Below are 16,283 nucleotides of genomic sequence, written 5' to 3'. Positions count from 1 at the left end.
TAAGGGGGGTCGCTCACCCCCTTCCTTCCTGACCGGCCCGGGGGCGGCGCGACGGCGGTCCCCCCCCCCCAGGGCTCCGCCGTCTGACCACGCCGTCGGCCCCGCCAACTCCCTGACCCGCCCGGGGCCAGGGCCGTCCCACCCATCAGAAAGAGACATCCAACCCCATGTCCGATCACAACCAGCTCGCCCGCACGGGCACCGGTGCCGTCATCGTCGTCGGCGGCGTCGCCCTCACGGGGGCCTGGCTGCTGGCCATCGCCCTCGGCCTCGTGCTCGTTGGCGCGGTAGCCATCCGCGTCGGCTTCCGCCGCGGACGCAGCGCAGGCCAGCGGTGAACCGCGGCGAGGCGCTCGCCGCGCGCCAACATCGCTCCGGTGCGGTCGTGACCGGCGCCATCACCCTGACGCTGGCCGCGGCGTGGGCGGCACAACACGCCCTCCACGCAGCCGACTACGGCACCCGCACCGGCGGGCGCCTCGCCGCCGTCTGGATCGTCACCTTCGCCCTGCTCATTCTCCAGACCCTGATGTACCACCTCGAGCGGCCCCGCCGCCTCACCCCGCGAGTCGCCCGGCAGCTCGCCGGCCTCCACGTCGCCGTCCTGATCCCCGCCTACAACGAAGACCCCGGTTACCTGCGGATGTGCCTGGAGTCCCTGCTCGCGCAGACCCGGCGCCCGGACTCAGTGCACCTGGTCGACGACGGCTCGAAGACCGACTACGCGGCGGTACGCGCCTGGTGGATGGCTGCAACCTGGGAGACCGGGATCGCAGTGACCTGGGTGCGCGTCCCGAACGCCGGTAAGCGGCACGCGCAGGCCCGCGGCGTGTACGCCTCACCGAAGGCCGACGTGTACGTCACCGTCGACTCCGACTCCTGCCTGGCGCCGGACGCCATCGAGCAGGTCCTCGTGCCGCTCGCCCGGCCGGACGTGCAGTCGGTCGCCGGGATCGTGGTGGCAACCAACTCCCGCGGCCCCGCCCGCCCGGCCGTACGCGTACGCGGCGGCCACGGGCGCCGCACCCCGCTGTCCCGTGCCGCCGCCGTAGCAGGCCGGGTCCGCGACCTCACTGCGTGGCGCGGCTCCCAGCTCCTGTGCCGGATGACCGACCTGTGGTTCCTCACCGGCCAGCTCGTCGACCGCTCCGCGATGTCCGCGATGGGCTCGGTCATCGTCAACTCCGGCCCGCTCGCCGCCTACCGGGCCGGCGTCATCCGCGACAACCTCGAGTCCTACCTCAACGAGACCTTCCTCGGCCGGCCGGTCGGGTTCTCCGACGACAGCATGCTCACCCTCTACGCCCTGCTCCGCGGGCGCACTGTCCAGCAGACCACCGCTGTCGTCTTCTCCGCGATGCCGGAGCGCCCGGGCCACCTGCTGCGGATGTACCTGCGCTGGATGCGCGGCTCCACAATCCGCTCGATCTGGCGACTCCGCTACCTGCCGCTCAACCGCTGGGCGTACTGGGCGCACCTGATGCGCTGGTTCCAAATGGCCCTGTCCACCACCGTGCTGGCCTGGCTCCTGATCGTCGAACCCTTCGGTTACGGCAACCCGCCGCCCGCGAGCTTCGCCGTCGTGCCGTTCCTCATCGGCTGGGCGCAGGGCCTGCGCTACCTGTCCATCGCCCGCAACGACGAACGCTTCCGCTCCCGGATCGGCACCTGGCTCCTCATGCCGCTCGCCGTCCTGTGGGCGTGGACCGTACTCCGCGCACTGCGCTGGTACGGCATGGCCACCTGCGCCAGAACCGGCTGGGGCACCCGCCAGTCCGGCGCGGAAGTCTCCCTCACCACCCCGGTGGCGGTGACCGAATGACCACCCTCGCTCCGCAGACCGCCGCTCCCGCCACCGCCACCGATACCGACGACGGCCTGTGCCACGTCTTCTGCTGCGACCCCGACACCGCGCTCTGCGGCACCGACGTCAGCGGCGAAACCGAGGTCCCCGACCCGACCGACCGGGACTGCGTCGTCTGCCTCGACCTCGAAGAAGAACAGGGCTGCCCCACCTGCGGCGGCGGCTCAGCCGCGCCGTACGAACCGAAGGACTGATCACCATGGCCACAGGCCCCGACCACTACCGCGCCGCCGAGGATCTCCTCAAGCGCGCCCACCGGTTCACCGCCGAGGGCGCCACGACCGCGGGGCTTGCCTTGTCGACCGAGGCCGTCGCCCACGCGCTGCTCGCCGGGGCCGCGGCGACCGCGATGTCCGCGCCCGTCGAGGACTTCGAGGCGGGCCTGCCGCCCGCCGACGCCGAAGCCTGGTTCGACGCCTGCGGCACCCGCCCCGCCAAGCCCGCTCAGCGAGGGAGCGACGCATGACCGCCACCGAGGTAACCGTCCCCGCCGGGGCGGACGTGCAGCGCCTGGCCGACGCGCTCAACGCCGCGCACCTGCTGGGAATCAAGTTCGCGGTCGGCCCCAACCCGCACATCGCCTGGGACACGGCCGCCCAGAAGTACGTCGCCGCCAGCCAGGCGCCGCGCGACGAGGAGTTCGAGACCACCTGGGACGGCGGCCACGCCCTGATCACCGAGTACGGCGACTGCGAGTTCTACGGGCGCTGCCAGTGCGGCGAGGATTTCGGCATGGTCACGCCCGACCGGTACCGGGCCGACGTCTTCGGAAGCCTGTGGGAGCGCCACGTGATGGGGCTGCCGCGATGAGCCAGCGGGAGGACGACAGCACCGAGCAGCGGATCGTCGAGCTGCTGCGGTCTGGTGCGGCGATCATCGAGCGGGACCGGGAGATCATCAGGCGTCGCCCGCGGCCCCCGCGGCGTACGGACGCCGACCTGTTCGAGGTGAATACCGAACCGGGCGACGACGGCCACCTGTTTTGGGTCGGGTACACCCGTCCCGACGGCGTGCCGATCCTGCGGAAGACCACCGCGTACCGGGTCGCGTGGAAGCTCGGCTCCGGCGCGGACCCGGACGGCACCGTACGCCCGGTCTGCGGGCAGTCCGCGTGCGTCGCCTACGACCACCTGGTGTGCGGGCCCGTCCCCCGGCTCGCCGACTCCGTGACCTCGCTGACCCGCCTCGCGGACCTGATCGGCGCGCGCACCGAACCGGCCGAGCCGGGCGGCCACGTCCGCTGGACCGGCCGCAAGGACGCACGGGGCACCCCGGTCATGCGATACGCGTCGCCGAAAGCCCACGTCCAGAGCACCGCGTACCGATTCGTATGGCTGCTGAACACCGGCGCGGACCCGGTCGGCACCGTACGCCCGGTCTGCGGCGTGTCCGGCTGTGTCGCTTACCCGCACCTCGCCGACTCCGGCACCCGCCCCGACAACGAAACGGCCCCGTGATGCCCGACTGGATGCCCAACCCCGACCGCGGTATGTGGCAACTGCCCGCCACGCCCGCCGAACCGGCCCCACGATGGTGGCGTACCCGCTGGCGGCCCGGCACCGAGACGTACCCGCGCCGCGCCCTCGTACTTGCCGACAGCCCGAGGCCCCGCTGCCCGGACTGCAAGGGCAGCGGCTGCTGGCGGCAGCACTACGCCGGACCGGACGGGGAGTACGGCGGCACAGACGACGTCGTATGCCCCTGCTGGAACCCCGGCCGCCGCATCGTCCTCCTGCCCCTGCCCGCGTGGGCCCGGCGCCGCCGCGACCGGACCGGGTACAGCGACGAACCGCCGTTCTGACCACCCGCCACCCGTCTCATCGCACCGCCCGCACCACCGGAAGGACCCTCTCGATGCCCCGTCTGCCCAGACTGCGTGTCCGCCTCGACACCTGGCCCTGGCCCGCCCTGCGCCTGGAGGACACCCCGCGCCCGAACTGCCCCTCGTGCGACGGCTCGGGCATCCTCAACCGCCCCGGCGCCGAGATCATCTGCCGGTGCTGGGATCCCAGCCTGCGGTTCGTCCTCCTTGCGCTGCCCAACCTTCCCGCCCTCCAGCGGCGCCACCGCGCGGTCTACGGCGAAGGAGCAACCCGATGAGCAGCATCGAGCACGCCCGTACTCACATGCGCGCCCTCGCTGAGGAGATGAAGAACGCCCTCGACCCGGACGACAACAGCCCCGCGGCCATCTTCACCGCCGGAGCGGTCAATGGCGTCGCCATGGCCCGCCGCATCCTCGACGGCGCGACCGCCGAGCAGGCGCTGGAGTCGACGGAGACGATGCTCCACACCCTCATCGGCCGCATGTACCTCGCGGGCGACCTGGCGGTCCTCGCCGACGCGTACGACCACCCCGACGTGAGGGCAACCGCGGGCGCGGCCCGGGATGTGATGGCGCAGGTGAAGCTCACCGAGATCCGGCGTGAGCAGCACCCGGACCGGACGACGTGGTCGCCGTTCGACCAGAACGAGCCCGTCCCGCCGCCCACTGCGGTCCGCGACGGCGACGCCGACACCTGGACCCGGAACACGCGCAGCCGCCGCTGGCGCATGACCGGATACACCGCCGCCCGCCACGAGCCGCGCGCCGGCCGCGCCCTGACCTGGCAGCAACTCGCCTACCACTACGGGCCGCTCACCGCCGAAGGAGACGCCACCGATGCCTGAGCCCGAGCCGTACACGTACACCGACGCCCAGAACCACCGGCTCACGCTGCTGTCCACCGAGGACTCGCAGAACCGGCCCTTCGTGCGCGTGGACGCCGAAGACTTCGCCGTTGGCGGCACCTTCGCGTCGGTGTGGCTGACGAACGACGAGTCCGCCCTCCTGTACGACGCGCTCGACACCGGGTTCCCGGCGTCGTTCACCGACCACACGGGCGACACGCTCACGGTCGAGCCGGGCGAGACCTACACCGTGCTCACCGTCTCTTCCCACGCCACCACCGATGAGCCGGACGCCCCCCGGAACTACGTGCGCGTCGTCATGCTCACGGCCCGGCTGCCCGAAGCGCAGACCGCGCTGACGGCCACTGCCGAGCGCGCGCAACAGCTCTCTGCCGACCGGCAGTTGAAGGCCGTCGCGCGCACACCCATGGTCGGTGTCGGCATGCCCGCTGCCCTCCACCTCGAGGCGTTCGGCCGGGAGATCAACGACGCCTTCGGGCACCTCCCGTACCTCGTCGGGTCCGCGGCCGTCGGCAAGCAGTGGCGGGATGTCGACGTCCGTCTGATGCTGCCCGACCAGGAGTTCGAGACCCTGTTCCCCATGCACCGCAAGCCCGACCGGCTCGACGGCCGGTGGGGGCTGATCTGCGCGGCGATCTCCGAGCTCGCCCGCGTCCGCACCGGCCTGCCCGTGGACTTCCAGATCCAGGCCACGGGGTGGGCGAACGACCACTACGACGGCGTCCGCATCCCGCTCGGCATCCACGACAGGAACGGCCAGTGAGCAGCAGCTACTACGCCCTGTGCGTCAGCCACATCCCGGCCATCACGATCAGCGCCGACCTCGGCGCGACGCAGGCCGACCACCTCACCGCCCGCGACCGGTTCACCGACCACGACAGGTGCGACATCCTCATCGAACGCCTCTCCGGCGGCCTCATCGAGATCGCCTGCCCCGGAACCCAGTTGCCCGGCCCGACCGGCTGCAAGGGCGGCCACCGGGAAGTCGAGTGGATCGACGTGGGCTGGCTGCGACTCCTGGCCTTCGCCATGAGCCCTCCGGACCCGGTCGACCCGAACCTCCCGCGGCACATCAGCACGCACGGCTGCTGGACTCCGCAGCGCATGGCCAGCCTCCGCGACAGGCTCGGCGTCCCGCTCACCTCGCTGCCCGGACCGGGCGGTGCGTCGTGACGCGCGCTGTGTGGTCGTGGCTCGCGGTCGCCGCCGCCATCGGCGTCGTCTTCAGCGTGACGTGGGCGGTGACCTTGTGAGCCGCATGAGCCCGGCCGAAGAGATCGCCACCGCCGCCGCGCGACTCCGCGAACTGGCGGCCTCCGTCGACGTAGTCGACCAGCCGGGCGTGCCCTGGCACACAGAGCAGTGCGCCGACGACGACCGCGGCAACTGTTCGTGCATCGTCGCCCAGGGCCGCACCAGCTATCACGACGAGCCGCCGCAGCCGATGTTCTACGTCGCCGACGCCGAGACTCCGCAGCTCGCCATGTACATCGCCGCCATGCACCCCGGCGTCGGTGCGGCGCTCGCCGACGTCCTCGACCAGTGGGCGTGGCTCGGCCGGATGGACCCCGATGCGCTGAACCGCGTCGGCGGCCCGGAAACGGTCCGTCTCGCCCGTCTCATCAACCGGGAGTAGCGCCATGAAGATCTGCGACAACGCCTCCGTCGGCGTGATCATCACCGACGAGTACAACAAGTTCCTGGTGTTCGAGCGGGCCACGTTCCCGCCCGGTATCGCCTCGGTCGCCGGGCACATCGACGAGCACGGCACGGTCCGGCAGGCCGCGGAGGCCGAAGTCCTCGAGGAGGTCGGCCTCACCGTCGTCAGCCTGACCGAGGTCACCACCGGGTGGCGGCACAACCGGTGCCGCCGCCAGCCCGGCCCGCGCGGTGTCGGCCACCAGTGGACGGTGTTCCGCGCCGCCGTCCTCGGCGACCTCGACCCGGACCAGCGCGAGACCCGCAACGCCCGCTGGATCGACGACAGCGAGCTTCAGCCCCTCGCGGAACGCACCCTCGCCTACGCCAAGGGAATGGTCACCGACGCCGCATTCGCCGCGCGCCCGGGCCTCGAACCGGTGTGGGTGCAGTGGTTCGCCGAGCAGCTCGTCATCGTCCTCGAACCCGACGAGCTCGCCGCCATCGACCGCCTCGCGAACGCCGACGGTCGCAGGGGCGGCTCGTGAGCGGCCATCGCCTGGACGTCCCCGCCCTGCACCTGGCGCTCGATATCCGGCGCGAGCAGCAGGGCCAGTCGTGGCGGGGCGTCGCGCGGGAGACCGGCCTGTCCCCGTCGACGCTCGGCCGGATCCAGCAGGGCCTGCGCCCCGACGCCGACGCCCTGATCAGCCTGATCGTCTGGCTCGGCCTGGACACCGACATCGCCCGTCTCGTGCAACCCCGGGAGCAGCCCGATGCCTGACCTGATCCACTACTCCTCCTGGGCTGAGGTTCCCGCCGGCATCTACCTCACGAAGACGCAGCTCGCCGACCTCGACCTCCCCCGCCGGCCCGGCCCGCGGGCGGCGACCGTCGAGGGCTACGACTTCCGCGACAAGAAGACTGTCGTCGACCTGTTCCGGATCGACCAGTCCACCCCGAGCCCTGCCAGCCCGCGGGCCCTGCGCGCGGCCCGCGCGCGCAGCGGCGGACCGGACGCGCATCTGTGCACCGACTGCGGCGCCCACCCCGACCTCCCCACCACTGCCTACGGCGATAGTCAGCGGCTGTGCCAGGTCTGCGCCCGCATCCGGAGCCTCCGCGCCCGCCAGGCCGAAAGCGCAGAGCGCCGCGCCCACACCGCGACCCGGGCCGCCGAACTCCTGGCCCGGCCGCTGGCCGTCGTGCACTGCACCCTCATCGACCGCGGCACCACCGCCGGCGGCAACCCCCGGCCGCCCGCCGCCGTCCACACCCTCGCCGTCGACCAGGACGGCACCACCCTCCTCAACCTCGTCGTACGGCTCGTCGGCTCGCGCGCCCGCGGCATCCCCGACGATGCGGTCGCCCCGGACGACGCCGGGCAGCAGATCAAGAACGCCTTCGCCGGGCGCGCCCTGGTGACGTGGCTGGGCGACGGCTTCGGCGAGTTCGCCGACGCCGTACGCCGCGCCGGGTGGACCGAGGCGATCCCCGGCGGCTACGGGGACCGGCACGACCTGCGTGCGATGACCCAACTGTGGCGCGGCGACCTCGACCCGAAGACCGCCCGGCCCCGCACCCCGGTGCCGCCCGGCCGCGCCGACCGCATGCTCTACCTCCTCCAGCAGATCGCCGCCGAAGCAGGTGAGAGCTGATGCCCGCCCGTATCCAGCGCCAGCGCACCAAGAACAAGCCCGGCGTGCCCCCGGGGGCGAAGTACGTCGGACGCGGCAAGGGCTGCAAGTGGGGCAACCCGTTCACCGTCGCCGCCGCGATCGAAGCCGGCTTCGCCGAGACGATTCCCGAGGCGCGTGCCTATGTGGCGGCGACCTTCCGGGCCTGGCTGATGAAGGAGTTCCCGCCCGGCCCCGAGGGCACCTCCTCGTCGGCGGAGAACCGTGACTGGATGCTCGCGAACCTGCCGAAGCTGGCCGGGCGTGATCTGGCGTGCTGGTGCGCCCCTCCGGAACCCGGCCAGCCCGACCACTGCCACGGCGCCGTTCTCCTCGACCTCGCCAACCCCGTACACGGAGCCGCACGATGACGACGCCCGCGCCCCTCGCCTTCCTCGACACGGAGACCACCGGCCTCGATATCGCCCGGCACGAGCTGTGGGAGATCGCCGTCGTCCTCCGCCAGCCCGGCGCCGCGACCGACGACGAGTACCTGTGGCAGGTCCGCCCCAACCTGACCGACGCCGAACCATGGGCGCTGGAGATCAGCCGCTACCACGAGCGCGCCGCCGTACCGGCCGGCCACAACGCCGCCGTCACCGGGGGGGCGCCCGAGGTGATCGCTCCCATGACCCGCGGTGAACTGCGTGCCGCGCTCACCAACCTCCTCACCGGCGCGGTCGTGGTCGGCTCCAACCCGTCCTTCGACACCGACTTCCTCCGCAAGTTCCTGCTCGGCGCGACGCCGTGGCACTACCGGCCGCTCGACATCGCCACCCTCGCCGCCGGCCGCATGTGCGCCCGTGGCCGCGCCCCGGTTCCGCCGTACTCCTCACGCGCCCTGTCCCGCGCCATGGGTGTCGCCCCGCCCGCCCCGGACCAGGCGCACACCGCCCTCGGCGACGCCAGATGGGCGCGCGACCTTTACGACGCCGCCACCGACCGGTTCGTGCGCCCGGCTCTGAAGGACCCCGACCATGCCTGAGCGCGTCTACAGCAACCGGATCCGCGGCGAGGAGCGCATCCACATCGAGCTGACGCTCGACGAGATCGACAGCCTCCTGCGGGACGGCACCTTCGCGCCCGGCGCAGGACCGACCGCGCGGGAGCTGGTGCGGATTCTGGAGGACTGGCGCCGCACCTTCACCGCGCCCGTCGGCCGCGGCGTCGTGCACGGCTGCCCGCCGGACGGTACCGGCGTCACCACCTGTTGCGGCCTTACCCCGTTCGAACTGCCCCGTACCGAACGTCTCAGCGAGACGGCTGCCGAGGTCACCTGCGCGGCGCGCGTTCCGGGGGTGAGCAGCTAATGACGGGACAGCCTCCGCCGTACCGGATCCTCCTCACCGGCTCCCGCGACTGGGCCGATCCCGGCATCGTCCGCCGTGCCCTCGACGAGACGCTCGCCGCCGCCCCGCCCGGCAGCCCCATGGTCGTCGTCCACGGCGACTGTCCCACCGGCGCCGACATCGTCGCGAAAGTCTGGGCCACCACATGGTGCGGCGCCGAGCGGGTCACCGAGGAACCGCACCCGGCCGCTTGGCACCTCCACGGCCGGGCGGCCCGACCCGAACGCAACCTGGCGATGGTCCGCGCCGGGGCTGACATCTGCCTGGCCTTCATCGGCCCCTGCGCCTCGCAGCGTTGCGGGCGGATCGACCACCACGGCTCCCACGGCGCGAGCAGCTGCTCCACCCTCGCCGAAGCCGTCGGCATCCCCACGAGGAGGTGGACGGCGTGAGCCACGACACCGGCGCAGTACGACGGCTCACCGTCGCACCCGAGCCAGGCCGAGCCGCGGCCGAGACAGGGCGAGCCACCCCCGAGCCACACCGGGCCGAGACGTCTCGCGCCGACCGGGCCACCCTCCGAGCCGTCGCGAGCCAGCTCTCCGACCAGGGCCTGAGCAACCGCGAGGTCGGCAGGCGGCTCGGCATCAGCAAGGACAAGGTGAAGCGATTGATCGACGAACTCACCGCCGAACAGGCGGCCACCAAGACACCGGCCGAGCCAGGCCAAGCCAGCCCCGAGCCGGATCGAGCCGCAGCCGAGACGGCGCGCGCCACCCCCGAGCCGGGCGACGCCGACCGGCTCACACTGGCGCTCGACGACGAGCTGCGCGCCGACCTCACGCTGCTCGCCGAAGCGGGCCACGACCCGGACTACGCCGTACGGATCGCCGTGAAGCTCCTCGCCGACTCCTACCGGACCGCCTGGGACTACCGCGTCGTCGACCGCGGTGTCGCCCCCCGGATCCGCACCCAAGTCGCCCGCCCGGTCCCGCCCGGCCACGAACCCGCACAAGGGGAAACCCGATGACCACCACACCCGCCACGCCGACCACCTTCGGCCTCATCCGCGACCACGACGTCACCGGCGTCTCCGGGACCGGCCGCGTCGCCGACGGCACCCTGTGGCCCGACGGCACCGCCTCCGTGCGCTGGCGCGGCGACCGCCCCTCGATCGTCCACTGGGGCCGCCTCGCCGACGTCGAGCACGTCCACGGACACGGCGGCCACACCCGGATCGTCTGGGACGGCGAGCAGCCGGGCCCCGGCCCGGACGAAAGCGACGACGAGCTTCTCCAGCGGATCGAGACCGTACTCCGGGAAGCCGCGTTCTCCTGCGACGGTGACTGCGGACTCACCGAAGAGACCTGCCGTCAGCAGCACACCATCCAGATCGCGGCCTGGTCGCACGGCAAGGTCTCCGACATCGAGGGACCAGTCACCGACCTCGCCGCGCTCCTGCTGCCGCTCGTGGCCGCCGTCACCGAGATCAAGACCGAGACGCACCGCAAAGCTCTCACCTACGAACGGAGGCTGAGCTACAAGCGGTTGCGCCGCGCCCTGGCCGCCGAGGCGGCCACCAACCGTGTGCGAGCCCTCGCCGAAGGCGAGTACCACGGCGTCACCGGCCGCGCCTTCCTCACCGCCCTCGACGCCGACGGGCAGCCTGGCGTCGAGAACGACGACGCCGCCGGTCCGGACATCGAGCGGGCCCCGGATGATGAACACCGGCACGCCCTGGACGAAGCCTTGCGAGTCAACGCCGAGGCGCAGCGGATCATCGACATACAGCGCGCCTTCATCGGCGAGCTCCGGCGGATCATCGTCAACGCCGCGGGCCACCGTGAGGACACCAGGGCCACGGACGTCTGCGAACGGTGCGACCGCGACCACATCGCCGAACTCGCGGTCGTGGTCGCGGCCACCGACAAGCAGTACGCCATCGAGTTCCCTGCCGACTGGCACGGCCCGGCCAAGCCCGGGCGCATCCCCGGCGTCGCCGCGGCCGAGCCCGCCGTGACGGTGCTGCTGCCGTCCCAGGCCGCCGAGGCTCTCCGCGAAGCCCTGCGGCGGTCAGCACAATGAGCGAGCTGCACATCACCCCGTACCGGTGCCCGATGCCCGGGTGCGTCGGCGGCCTCATCACCACCGTGTCCGGAGACGTCGACCGGTGCCTGCACTGCGCCGGATCCGGTCTCACCGACGATCCGCTCGGTGGCGCCGACCTCGCGCCCCGGCCACCCGCCGTGATGCGGACCCCGTGCGCGGACTGCGCGTTCCGCCCCGGCTCCCCGGAGCTGGAGAACGCCGGCGTCCAGCTCCCCGACGACGAACCGTTCTTCTGCCACCAGGGCCTGCCCCTCAGCGCCGCCGGCCGGTACGAGCCCGTCGCGACCTTCCGCGGCCTCCCGCTGGGCGCGATGGTCTGCGCCGGATGGTGGGCGCAGCAAACCGGCGAGCAGCCGCCCGCGGCACCCTACCGGGAGGTCCCGGTCGGTGAGGCCGGTGTCGACCGGCTGTGGGGCGAGCAGGCCCGGCGCAACATCGACCGCGCGGTACAGTGCGCCGCACCCGGAAGGCCCCGCCCGTGAACCACCGCCCCTACCCGAACACCGAACGGGCCCTGGCCGTGATCGAGCGGCGACCCGGTCCGCCGGTCTGCCCCGTGTGCCGTCACCTCGTCGCCCGCCATGCGCTGGAGGGCGGAGTGCCGGTCTGCACCCGCGGCCCCCGCGCCCGCGTCTCCTGTCAGGCCTGCGCCCACGATCAGGCCGCACTCCACGGCCTGCCGTCCTCGATGGCGGCTGCGCTCGCCGGAGTTCAGGACCTTGAGGCCGTCCTGAACGGCAGATTCGCCCCGCTCACACTGCTCGCCGCGCGCAGTACGGGGCGCGGCGCTGCGATGAGCGAGACCGTCAGGGAGGCTCTTGAGCGCGGCGAGCACGTCCACTACGCCACTGCCGCCAGAGGCGTACGGTGTCTCGGCGGCGGCGCCCGCTGCCCGCTTCCCCGAGCCAGCGTCCCGGCCGGGACCTTCTCGTGAGCGGCCCGCGCCGGTTCCTCGTCACCGGTATCAAACCGGTCATCGAGATGGCGATGGCGGCGACCCATTCCTGGACCTGGTGGCTGGGCAGCCGGGAGCACGACGGTGTTCTGACGTACGAGGTCCACGCGTACGGCGAGCACCCGCCGGAATTCCTCAAGGCGGTGTCGGCGGCCGGCGCTACCGTCGAGGAGATCACGACCAACAGCGAGCACGCCGGACGGCGTGAACCGACCGCCGCGGACTGGAGGCCGACACCGTGAAGAAGCCGTTCCCCACGCTGCGCGGCATCGACCGCCGCGGTGAACTGCGCTGCGGCTCGCAGCCCTTCACCGGCGCGCCCACCTGCCGCGCGCCCGCCGCCTGGCACGTCGCCTGGACCCTCACACCCGGCAACGCCGACTTCTCCCTGCTGTGCGAACGCCACATGGCCCAGGCCTGCCGCGACCTCGTCTTCGCGGAACGCCACCCGGCCGAAATCACGTGCGACATGCCCAGCACCGGGTGGAGACTCTCCACTCGGTCGTACTGCGTGGCCGTCAGCACCGACGACCTCGCGCCCAACAACCCGCCGCAGGAGCCACGATGACCGCCACCGACGACCTCCGGCAGCGCATCGCCGCGGCCCTCGCCGCGCGATACGCCGCCGGCCAGTCCGACGCGGGGATGACGAACCACTTCATCACCGAAGACGGCGATCCCCAATGGCGCCCCGTCACCCCCGACGAGGCGGCCGTCGTCGCGCTTTCCGCGATCCAGGGCGCGTACGTACCGCCAGCGCCGGGCTCCGACCGCGACAAACTCCCCGACCACGTGCTCGCGCACATCACCCTGGCGCCGTACCTGTCCACCGCCTGCGAGACCGCCGCCGCCATCGAGGAAGCCGAAGGGCTCGGCGGCCACGGCCTCGACGACTGGGCCACCCGCACGCACACCTCGTGCCGGATCACCCGCAAACAGGACATGGCCCCGTGCCGCTGCGACTGCCACCAGAGAGCCGAGGCGACCCGGTGAGCGACCACACCGCGCTCGGCGACCGCATGAAGGCGTACGAGGCCGCTCACCGCACCGTGCTGCCGCGCCGCACGTACACCGTCATCCGCGTCGACGGCCGCGCCTTCCACTCCTACCTGCGCGGCGCCGCCCGGCCGTACGACGAGACGTTCATGGGGGACATGGACGCCGTCGCGCAGGCGCTCTGCGAGGAAATCGCCGGCGCCGCGTTCGCGTACGTCCAGTCCGACGAAATCAGCATGCTCGTCACCGACTTCGCCACGGTCACCACCCAGCCGTGGTTCGGCGGGGTCGTCGCCAAGCAACTCTCGATCAGCGCGGCACTGGCCACCGCCGTCCTCAACGAGCGCCGCCCGTACGGACGCCGCGCGCTGTTCGACTCCCGTCTGTTCACCCTCGCCGACCCCGTCGAAGTCGCGAACTACTTCATCTGGCGGCAGCGCGACGCCGTACGCAACAGCGTCTCGATGGCCGCGCAGGCGCACTTCCCGCACCGCCGTCTCCAAGGCCTGTCCGGCGGCCAGATGCAGGAACTCCTGCGGGCCGAGCACGGGATCAACTGGAACGACTACCCCGACGGTTCCAAGCGCGGCCGGACCGCCGTACGCCACGTCGGCGAACGGGAGACCACCTACACCGACCGCCGCACAGGCGAGACCAACACCGTGCTGGCGACGCGCTCCTGGTGGGAGAGCAGCCCGGCCCCACACTTCACCACCGAGCCCGGCTCCTGGCTCACCCACGCCATCCCACCGCTGCCCGCCCTCGAACGGGTACCGGTGCCCGCCCGGGAGGCGCAGGATGCCTGAGCCGCAGCCGATCCTCAGTACCCTCCTGCCCAACGACACCGAGCCCGAATGGGAGTACGCCACCGTCCTCGGCGCACCCGCGGGTGCGATGCTCCTGCCCGGACAGGACGGCCCTTTCGTCGTACGCCGCCGCGTCACCCGCGGACGCTGGGAGCCGGTCACCCCGGACCGGTTCGCCGACGACCCCACCGGCAGTTTCGGCAACTGGTGCGGCGCCGAACCCTCGGGCGGCATCGGGGGCAAATGGATCGCCACGGACGGTAGGCAGGGCCGCTGGGGCGACTGCGACTGCACCAAGCCCGTCGGCCACGACGACGACCACGCATGCGAGCCGTGCACCGCGCGGCATGGCGCCCCCACCTGGCCAAGGGAGGATGCGTGAACGTCCTGCTGTCCGGGATCGTCGGCAGTACCGCGTACGGCCTCGCCCGCGAAGGCTCCGACATCGACCGCCTCGGCGACGGCTCGTTCAGCTCCGATACGAGAAAGAGGACGGCCAAGCACGCCCGGCATCTGATGCGGCTGTGCCGCCGGGGCTACGCCCTGTACACCACCGGCCGTCTCGACGTCCGCGTCGACGACCCGGATGCCTACTTCGAGTTCGGGCAGCGCGCCGCCCTCGACCCGGACTCCGTACGGCCCTTCCTCATCCGCATGGAGGAAGCCTTCGACAGGGCCACCAGCCCGCTCCCCGACGAGCCCGACGAGAAACCGGTCGAGGCGTGGCTGCACCGCGTCCGCCGCACCTACTACGACCCCGAGGCGACATGAGCAACTTCGACAAACGCACCATCCTGCGCATCAACAACATCGACGGCGAGCAGCAGGTCATCGTCGGCCCGGAGGACAGCAACGGGGGCGAGGTGTGGCTCGACGCCAGAGACGTCTTCATCCTCACCGTTCCCCAGGCCCGAAAGCTCGCGGCGGCACTGATCGACGCCGCCGGCTACGCCAAAGCCGTCGCGAAGGAAGAGGCGCACCCGGTCCAGTGGCCGCCCGGCGTTGTGCCCGACGCCGACTGGCCGCCCGGCTCCATCTACCGCTACGACTGGACGGATCCGGCGTGGCGTACGGCAGGGAAGCCGAGTACGGGGACACAAGGGGGCAGCAGCGGTGGATGATCTGGTATCGCGTCGCGGAACGACGGCCGGAGAAGTGCCACAGCCGGTCGAGGTCCGTCTGATCGGATCGGACTCCGCCGTTCGCGCCCTGGTGGCCGCCCTCCAGAGCGTGATTCCCACCGGCCCGGCCAACTATCGGCCGAGCCGGTACGGTGACGGCACCCGTGCCTACCTCACTGTCATCGTGCCCGGTGAGATGACGCCATGATCGACCAGGTGACCGGCCGTACCGAGGCCGTGATCTTCGACGTGGACGGCACGCTGTGCGACGTCCGCTCGGTTCGGCACCTCATCGGCTCCAAGGGTTTCGACGCTTTCCACCGCGCGAGCGCGAGCTGCCCGCCCCACCCGTACGTCGTCGACGCCGCGCGGGCCGTCCAGGCCGCAGGCCAGGCCGTGCTGGTCGTCACCGGCCGCGTCGAGAAGTGGCGGCGCCTCACCTCGATGTGGCTCGCCCTCCACGACGTGCCGTCCGACGGGCTGTGGATGCGGTCCGACGGCGACTTCCGCAAGGACTATCTGGTCAAGCGGCAGATCCTGCGCCGCCTCCGCCAGCGGTACACCGTCGTCCACGCCTGGGACGACAACCCCGCCGTCCTCAAGCTCTGGGCGGAGGAGAACATCCCGACCACCGTCGTGCCCGGCTGGGACGGGCCGTGAACGAGGCCCTGCTTCTGCCAGACGAACTGCCGCCCGAAGCGCGGGCGGTGTTCTGCCGCGACTGCCACCGGCCCGTGTCCAGCGCCACCGCGCGCCGTACAGGCCAGGGCGGCGGATGCCGCCGCAAGCACAGCCCCGGCGCCGTACGGCGCGGCGGCCGCTTCACCGTCGACCAGGACCCGCTGCCCAGCTCCCACGACACCCCGCCCACTGCTCCACCCGCCGCGCGGCGCCCCGCCGCGCCTCACCACCTGGAGGCCCCCGTGCCCGAGTCCGTACCCGTCCGCGTCCTGCTCGTCATCGGCGACCAGGCCGAGATCGTCGCCGACGCGCCCGACGCCGGACCGCCCGAGCGCTACCCCGCCGCCGACGTCGCCGCGGCGGCCGGCGTACCGAGCGCCGACCTGCCCGGCCTGCACTTGACCGCCGATGTCGGCCCCGACGACAGGCTCACCGCTTTCCGCCGCAGGTAGCCGCCC

The 16,283-nt window shown here is 72.4% G+C and carries 32 protein-coding genes; all 32 read left to right on the top strand.

What is annotated here, in order from left to right; all coding sequences use genetic code 11:
• Positions 1-167: 167 nt before the first annotated feature.
• Entirely contained in the window at positions 168-338 is a 171-nt protein-coding gene (locus ACZ37P_RS18670; RefSeq protein WP_467347473.1) for a hypothetical protein, read from the top strand.
• A 47-nt stretch (positions 339-385) separates the two neighbouring features.
• Positions 386-1,822, top strand: a complete 1,437-nt coding sequence (locus ACZ37P_RS18665; protein ID WP_467347471.1) for a glycosyltransferase — start codon at positions 386-388, stop codon at positions 1,820-1,822.
• Complete coding sequence (locus ACZ37P_RS18660; protein ID WP_467347469.1) at positions 1,819-2,058, top strand: hypothetical protein; 240 nt, start codon at positions 1,819-1,821, stop codon at positions 2,056-2,058. The genes ACZ37P_RS18665 and ACZ37P_RS18660 overlap by 4 nt, the downstream gene beginning before the upstream one ends.
• A 5-nt stretch (positions 2,059-2,063) precedes the next feature.
• Entirely contained in the window at positions 2,064-2,330 is a 267-nt protein-coding gene (locus tag ACZ37P_RS18655; protein WP_467347467.1) for a hypothetical protein, read from the top strand.
• Positions 2,327-2,674, top strand: coding sequence for a hypothetical protein (locus ACZ37P_RS18650; RefSeq protein ID WP_467347465.1), 348 nt, complete (start codon positions 2,327-2,329; stop codon positions 2,672-2,674). Before ACZ37P_RS18655 ends, ACZ37P_RS18650 begins: the two co-directional genes overlap by 4 nt.
• On the top strand, positions 2,671-3,321 hold the full coding sequence (locus ACZ37P_RS18645; protein ID WP_467347463.1) for a hypothetical protein: 651 nt from the start codon (positions 2,671-2,673) through the stop codon (positions 3,319-3,321). Before ACZ37P_RS18650 ends, ACZ37P_RS18645 begins: the two co-directional genes overlap by 4 nt.
• Positions 3,321-3,665, top strand: a complete 345-nt coding sequence (locus ACZ37P_RS18640) for a hypothetical protein (RefSeq protein WP_467347462.1) — start codon at positions 3,321-3,323, stop codon at positions 3,663-3,665. Before ACZ37P_RS18645 ends, ACZ37P_RS18640 begins: the two co-directional genes overlap by 1 nt.
• Before the next feature lie 53 nt (positions 3,666-3,718).
• On the top strand, positions 3,719-3,964 hold the full coding sequence (locus tag ACZ37P_RS18635; RefSeq protein WP_467347460.1) for a hypothetical protein: 246 nt from the start codon (positions 3,719-3,721) through the stop codon (positions 3,962-3,964).
• Positions 3,961-4,533 carry a hypothetical protein gene (locus ACZ37P_RS18630; protein WP_467347458.1) on the top strand — a complete coding sequence of 191 codons (573 nt, stop codon included), beginning with the start codon at positions 3,961-3,963 and terminating at the stop codon, positions 4,531-4,533. The genes ACZ37P_RS18635 and ACZ37P_RS18630 overlap by 4 nt, the downstream gene beginning before the upstream one ends.
• Complete coding sequence (locus ACZ37P_RS18625; protein ID WP_467347456.1) at positions 4,526-5,317, top strand: hypothetical protein; 792 nt, start codon at positions 4,526-4,528, stop codon at positions 5,315-5,317. Before ACZ37P_RS18630 ends, ACZ37P_RS18625 begins: the two co-directional genes overlap by 8 nt.
• On the top strand, positions 5,314-5,727 hold the full coding sequence (locus ACZ37P_RS18620; protein WP_467347455.1) for a hypothetical protein: 414 nt from the start codon (positions 5,314-5,316) through the stop codon (positions 5,725-5,727). Before ACZ37P_RS18625 ends, ACZ37P_RS18620 begins: the two co-directional genes overlap by 4 nt.
• Before the next feature lie 85 nt (positions 5,728-5,812).
• Positions 5,813-6,190 (top strand): hypothetical protein, encoded by a 378-nt coding sequence (locus ACZ37P_RS18615; protein WP_467347453.1) that lies wholly within the window; start codon positions 5,813-5,815, stop codon positions 6,188-6,190.
• Positions 6,191-6,194: 4 nt separating this feature from the next.
• A complete protein-coding gene (locus ACZ37P_RS18610; RefSeq protein ID WP_467347451.1) occupies positions 6,195-6,740 on the top strand; it encodes an NUDIX hydrolase in 546 nt (181 codons plus the stop codon).
• Complete coding sequence (locus tag ACZ37P_RS18605; protein WP_467347449.1) at positions 6,737-6,976, top strand: helix-turn-helix domain-containing protein; 240 nt, start codon at positions 6,737-6,739, stop codon at positions 6,974-6,976. The genes ACZ37P_RS18610 and ACZ37P_RS18605 overlap by 4 nt, the downstream gene beginning before the upstream one ends.
• The gene (locus ACZ37P_RS18600; RefSeq protein ID WP_467347447.1) at positions 6,969-7,850 is read left to right on the top strand and encodes a hypothetical protein; all 882 of its coding nucleotides are present in this window, start codon (positions 6,969-6,971) and stop codon (positions 7,848-7,850) included. Before ACZ37P_RS18605 ends, ACZ37P_RS18600 begins: the two co-directional genes overlap by 8 nt.
• Positions 7,850-8,239: a DUF4326 domain-containing protein gene (locus tag ACZ37P_RS18595; protein WP_467347445.1), complete on the top strand. Its 390-nt coding sequence runs from the start codon at positions 7,850-7,852 to the stop codon at positions 8,237-8,239. Before ACZ37P_RS18600 ends, ACZ37P_RS18595 begins: the two co-directional genes overlap by 1 nt.
• Entirely contained in the window at positions 8,236-8,853 is a 618-nt protein-coding gene (locus ACZ37P_RS18590) for a 3'-5' exonuclease (RefSeq protein WP_467347443.1), read from the top strand. Before ACZ37P_RS18595 ends, ACZ37P_RS18590 begins: the two co-directional genes overlap by 4 nt.
• Entirely contained in the window at positions 8,846-9,178 is a 333-nt protein-coding gene (locus tag ACZ37P_RS18585) for a hypothetical protein (protein ID WP_467347441.1), read from the top strand. Before ACZ37P_RS18590 ends, ACZ37P_RS18585 begins: the two co-directional genes overlap by 8 nt.
• Complete coding sequence (locus tag ACZ37P_RS18580; RefSeq protein ID WP_467347440.1) at positions 9,178-9,609, top strand: SLOG family protein; 432 nt, start codon at positions 9,178-9,180, stop codon at positions 9,607-9,609. Before ACZ37P_RS18585 ends, ACZ37P_RS18580 begins: the two co-directional genes overlap by 1 nt.
• Positions 9,606-10,187, top strand: a complete 582-nt coding sequence (locus ACZ37P_RS18575; protein WP_467347439.1) for a winged helix-turn-helix domain-containing protein — start codon at positions 9,606-9,608, stop codon at positions 10,185-10,187. The genes ACZ37P_RS18580 and ACZ37P_RS18575 overlap by 4 nt, the downstream gene beginning before the upstream one ends.
• Complete coding sequence (locus tag ACZ37P_RS18570) at positions 10,184-11,242, top strand: hypothetical protein (RefSeq protein WP_467347437.1); 1,059 nt, start codon at positions 10,184-10,186, stop codon at positions 11,240-11,242. The genes ACZ37P_RS18575 and ACZ37P_RS18570 overlap by 4 nt, the downstream gene beginning before the upstream one ends.
• Positions 11,239-11,748 carry a hypothetical protein gene (locus ACZ37P_RS18565; protein WP_467347436.1) on the top strand — a complete coding sequence of 170 codons (510 nt, stop codon included), beginning with the start codon at positions 11,239-11,241 and terminating at the stop codon, positions 11,746-11,748. The genes ACZ37P_RS18570 and ACZ37P_RS18565 overlap by 4 nt, the downstream gene beginning before the upstream one ends.
• Positions 11,745-12,200, top strand: a complete 456-nt coding sequence (locus ACZ37P_RS18560) for a hypothetical protein (protein WP_467347434.1) — start codon at positions 11,745-11,747, stop codon at positions 12,198-12,200. Before ACZ37P_RS18565 ends, ACZ37P_RS18560 begins: the two co-directional genes overlap by 4 nt.
• Positions 12,197-12,463 carry a hypothetical protein gene (locus ACZ37P_RS18555; protein ID WP_467347432.1) on the top strand — a complete coding sequence of 89 codons (267 nt, stop codon included), beginning with the start codon at positions 12,197-12,199 and terminating at the stop codon, positions 12,461-12,463. The genes ACZ37P_RS18560 and ACZ37P_RS18555 overlap by 4 nt, the downstream gene beginning before the upstream one ends.
• A complete protein-coding gene (locus ACZ37P_RS18550) occupies positions 12,460-12,789 on the top strand; it encodes a hypothetical protein (protein WP_467347431.1) in 330 nt (109 codons plus the stop codon). The genes ACZ37P_RS18555 and ACZ37P_RS18550 overlap by 4 nt, the downstream gene beginning before the upstream one ends.
• Positions 12,786-13,214, top strand: a complete 429-nt coding sequence (locus ACZ37P_RS18545; protein ID WP_467347429.1) for a hypothetical protein — start codon at positions 12,786-12,788, stop codon at positions 13,212-13,214. Before ACZ37P_RS18550 ends, ACZ37P_RS18545 begins: the two co-directional genes overlap by 4 nt.
• A complete protein-coding gene (locus ACZ37P_RS18540; protein WP_467347427.1) occupies positions 13,211-14,023 on the top strand; it encodes a tRNA(His) guanylyltransferase Thg1 family protein in 813 nt (270 codons plus the stop codon). The genes ACZ37P_RS18545 and ACZ37P_RS18540 overlap by 4 nt, the downstream gene beginning before the upstream one ends.
• Positions 14,016-14,405, top strand: a complete 390-nt coding sequence (locus ACZ37P_RS18535) for a hypothetical protein (RefSeq protein ID WP_467347426.1) — start codon at positions 14,016-14,018, stop codon at positions 14,403-14,405. Before ACZ37P_RS18540 ends, ACZ37P_RS18535 begins: the two co-directional genes overlap by 8 nt.
• Entirely contained in the window at positions 14,402-14,794 is a 393-nt protein-coding gene (locus ACZ37P_RS18530; protein WP_467347425.1) for a hypothetical protein, read from the top strand. Before ACZ37P_RS18535 ends, ACZ37P_RS18530 begins: the two co-directional genes overlap by 4 nt.
• Complete coding sequence (locus ACZ37P_RS18525) at positions 14,791-15,144, top strand: hypothetical protein (protein ID WP_467347423.1); 354 nt, start codon at positions 14,791-14,793, stop codon at positions 15,142-15,144. The genes ACZ37P_RS18530 and ACZ37P_RS18525 overlap by 4 nt, the downstream gene beginning before the upstream one ends.
• Positions 15,145-15,348: 204 nt before the next feature.
• Positions 15,349-15,804 (top strand): phosphatase domain-containing protein, encoded by a 456-nt coding sequence (locus ACZ37P_RS18520; protein WP_467347421.1) that lies wholly within the window; start codon positions 15,349-15,351, stop codon positions 15,802-15,804.
• Positions 15,801-16,277: a hypothetical protein gene (locus ACZ37P_RS18515; RefSeq protein WP_467347420.1), complete on the top strand. Its 477-nt coding sequence runs from the start codon at positions 15,801-15,803 to the stop codon at positions 16,275-16,277. Before ACZ37P_RS18520 ends, ACZ37P_RS18515 begins: the two co-directional genes overlap by 4 nt.
• Positions 16,278-16,283: the final 6 nt, after the last annotated feature.

This window comes from Streptomyces sp. NPDC024632 (assembly GCF_055559175.1).
This window is presented reverse-complemented; position numbering and strand designations above follow the sequence as displayed.

Bases quoted from the DNA above. Each gene is read 5' to 3' on its own strand.
- ACZ37P_RS18670 (WP_467347473.1), top strand. From the start codon at position 168: ATGTCCGATCACAACCAGCTCGCCCGCACGGGCACCGGTGCCGTCATC.
- ACZ37P_RS18660 (WP_467347469.1), top strand. From the start codon at position 1,819: ATGACCACCCTCGCTCCGCAGACCGCCGCTCCCGCCACCGCCACCGAT.
- ACZ37P_RS18655 (WP_467347467.1), top strand. From the start codon at position 2,064: ATGGCCACAGGCCCCGACCACTACCGCGCCGCCGAGGATCTCCTCAAG.
- ACZ37P_RS18650 (WP_467347465.1), top strand. From the start codon at position 2,327: ATGACCGCCACCGAGGTAACCGTCCCCGCCGGGGCGGACGTGCAGCGC.
- ACZ37P_RS18645 (WP_467347463.1), top strand. From the start codon at position 2,671: ATGAGCCAGCGGGAGGACGACAGCACCGAGCAGCGGATCGTCGAGCTG.
- ACZ37P_RS18640 (WP_467347462.1), top strand. From the start codon at position 3,321: ATGCCCGACTGGATGCCCAACCCCGACCGCGGTATGTGGCAACTGCCC.
- ACZ37P_RS18635 (WP_467347460.1), top strand. From the start codon at position 3,719: ATGCCCCGTCTGCCCAGACTGCGTGTCCGCCTCGACACCTGGCCCTGG.
- ACZ37P_RS18630 (WP_467347458.1), top strand. From the start codon at position 3,961: ATGAGCAGCATCGAGCACGCCCGTACTCACATGCGCGCCCTCGCTGAG.
- ACZ37P_RS18625 (WP_467347456.1), top strand. From the start codon at position 4,526: ATGCCTGAGCCCGAGCCGTACACGTACACCGACGCCCAGAACCACCGG.
- ACZ37P_RS18615 (WP_467347453.1), top strand. From the start codon at position 5,813: ATGAGCCCGGCCGAAGAGATCGCCACCGCCGCCGCGCGACTCCGCGAA.
- ACZ37P_RS18610 (WP_467347451.1), top strand. From the start codon at position 6,195: ATGAAGATCTGCGACAACGCCTCCGTCGGCGTGATCATCACCGACGAG.
- ACZ37P_RS18600 (WP_467347447.1), top strand. From the start codon at position 6,969: ATGCCTGACCTGATCCACTACTCCTCCTGGGCTGAGGTTCCCGCCGGC.
- ACZ37P_RS18595 (WP_467347445.1), top strand. From the start codon at position 7,850: ATGCCCGCCCGTATCCAGCGCCAGCGCACCAAGAACAAGCCCGGCGTG.
- ACZ37P_RS18590 (WP_467347443.1), top strand. From the start codon at position 8,236: ATGACGACGCCCGCGCCCCTCGCCTTCCTCGACACGGAGACCACCGGC.
- ACZ37P_RS18585 (WP_467347441.1), top strand. From the start codon at position 8,846: ATGCCTGAGCGCGTCTACAGCAACCGGATCCGCGGCGAGGAGCGCATC.
- ACZ37P_RS18580 (WP_467347440.1), top strand. From the start codon at position 9,178: ATGACGGGACAGCCTCCGCCGTACCGGATCCTCCTCACCGGCTCCCGC.
- ACZ37P_RS18570 (WP_467347437.1), top strand. From the start codon at position 10,184: ATGACCACCACACCCGCCACGCCGACCACCTTCGGCCTCATCCGCGAC.
- ACZ37P_RS18565 (WP_467347436.1), top strand. From the start codon at position 11,239: ATGAGCGAGCTGCACATCACCCCGTACCGGTGCCCGATGCCCGGGTGC.
- ACZ37P_RS18545 (WP_467347429.1), top strand. From the start codon at position 12,786: ATGACCGCCACCGACGACCTCCGGCAGCGCATCGCCGCGGCCCTCGCC.
- ACZ37P_RS18535 (WP_467347426.1), top strand. From the start codon at position 14,016: ATGCCTGAGCCGCAGCCGATCCTCAGTACCCTCCTGCCCAACGACACC.
- ACZ37P_RS18525 (WP_467347423.1), top strand. From the start codon at position 14,791: ATGAGCAACTTCGACAAACGCACCATCCTGCGCATCAACAACATCGAC.
- ACZ37P_RS18520 (WP_467347421.1), top strand. From the start codon at position 15,349: ATGATCGACCAGGTGACCGGCCGTACCGAGGCCGTGATCTTCGACGTG.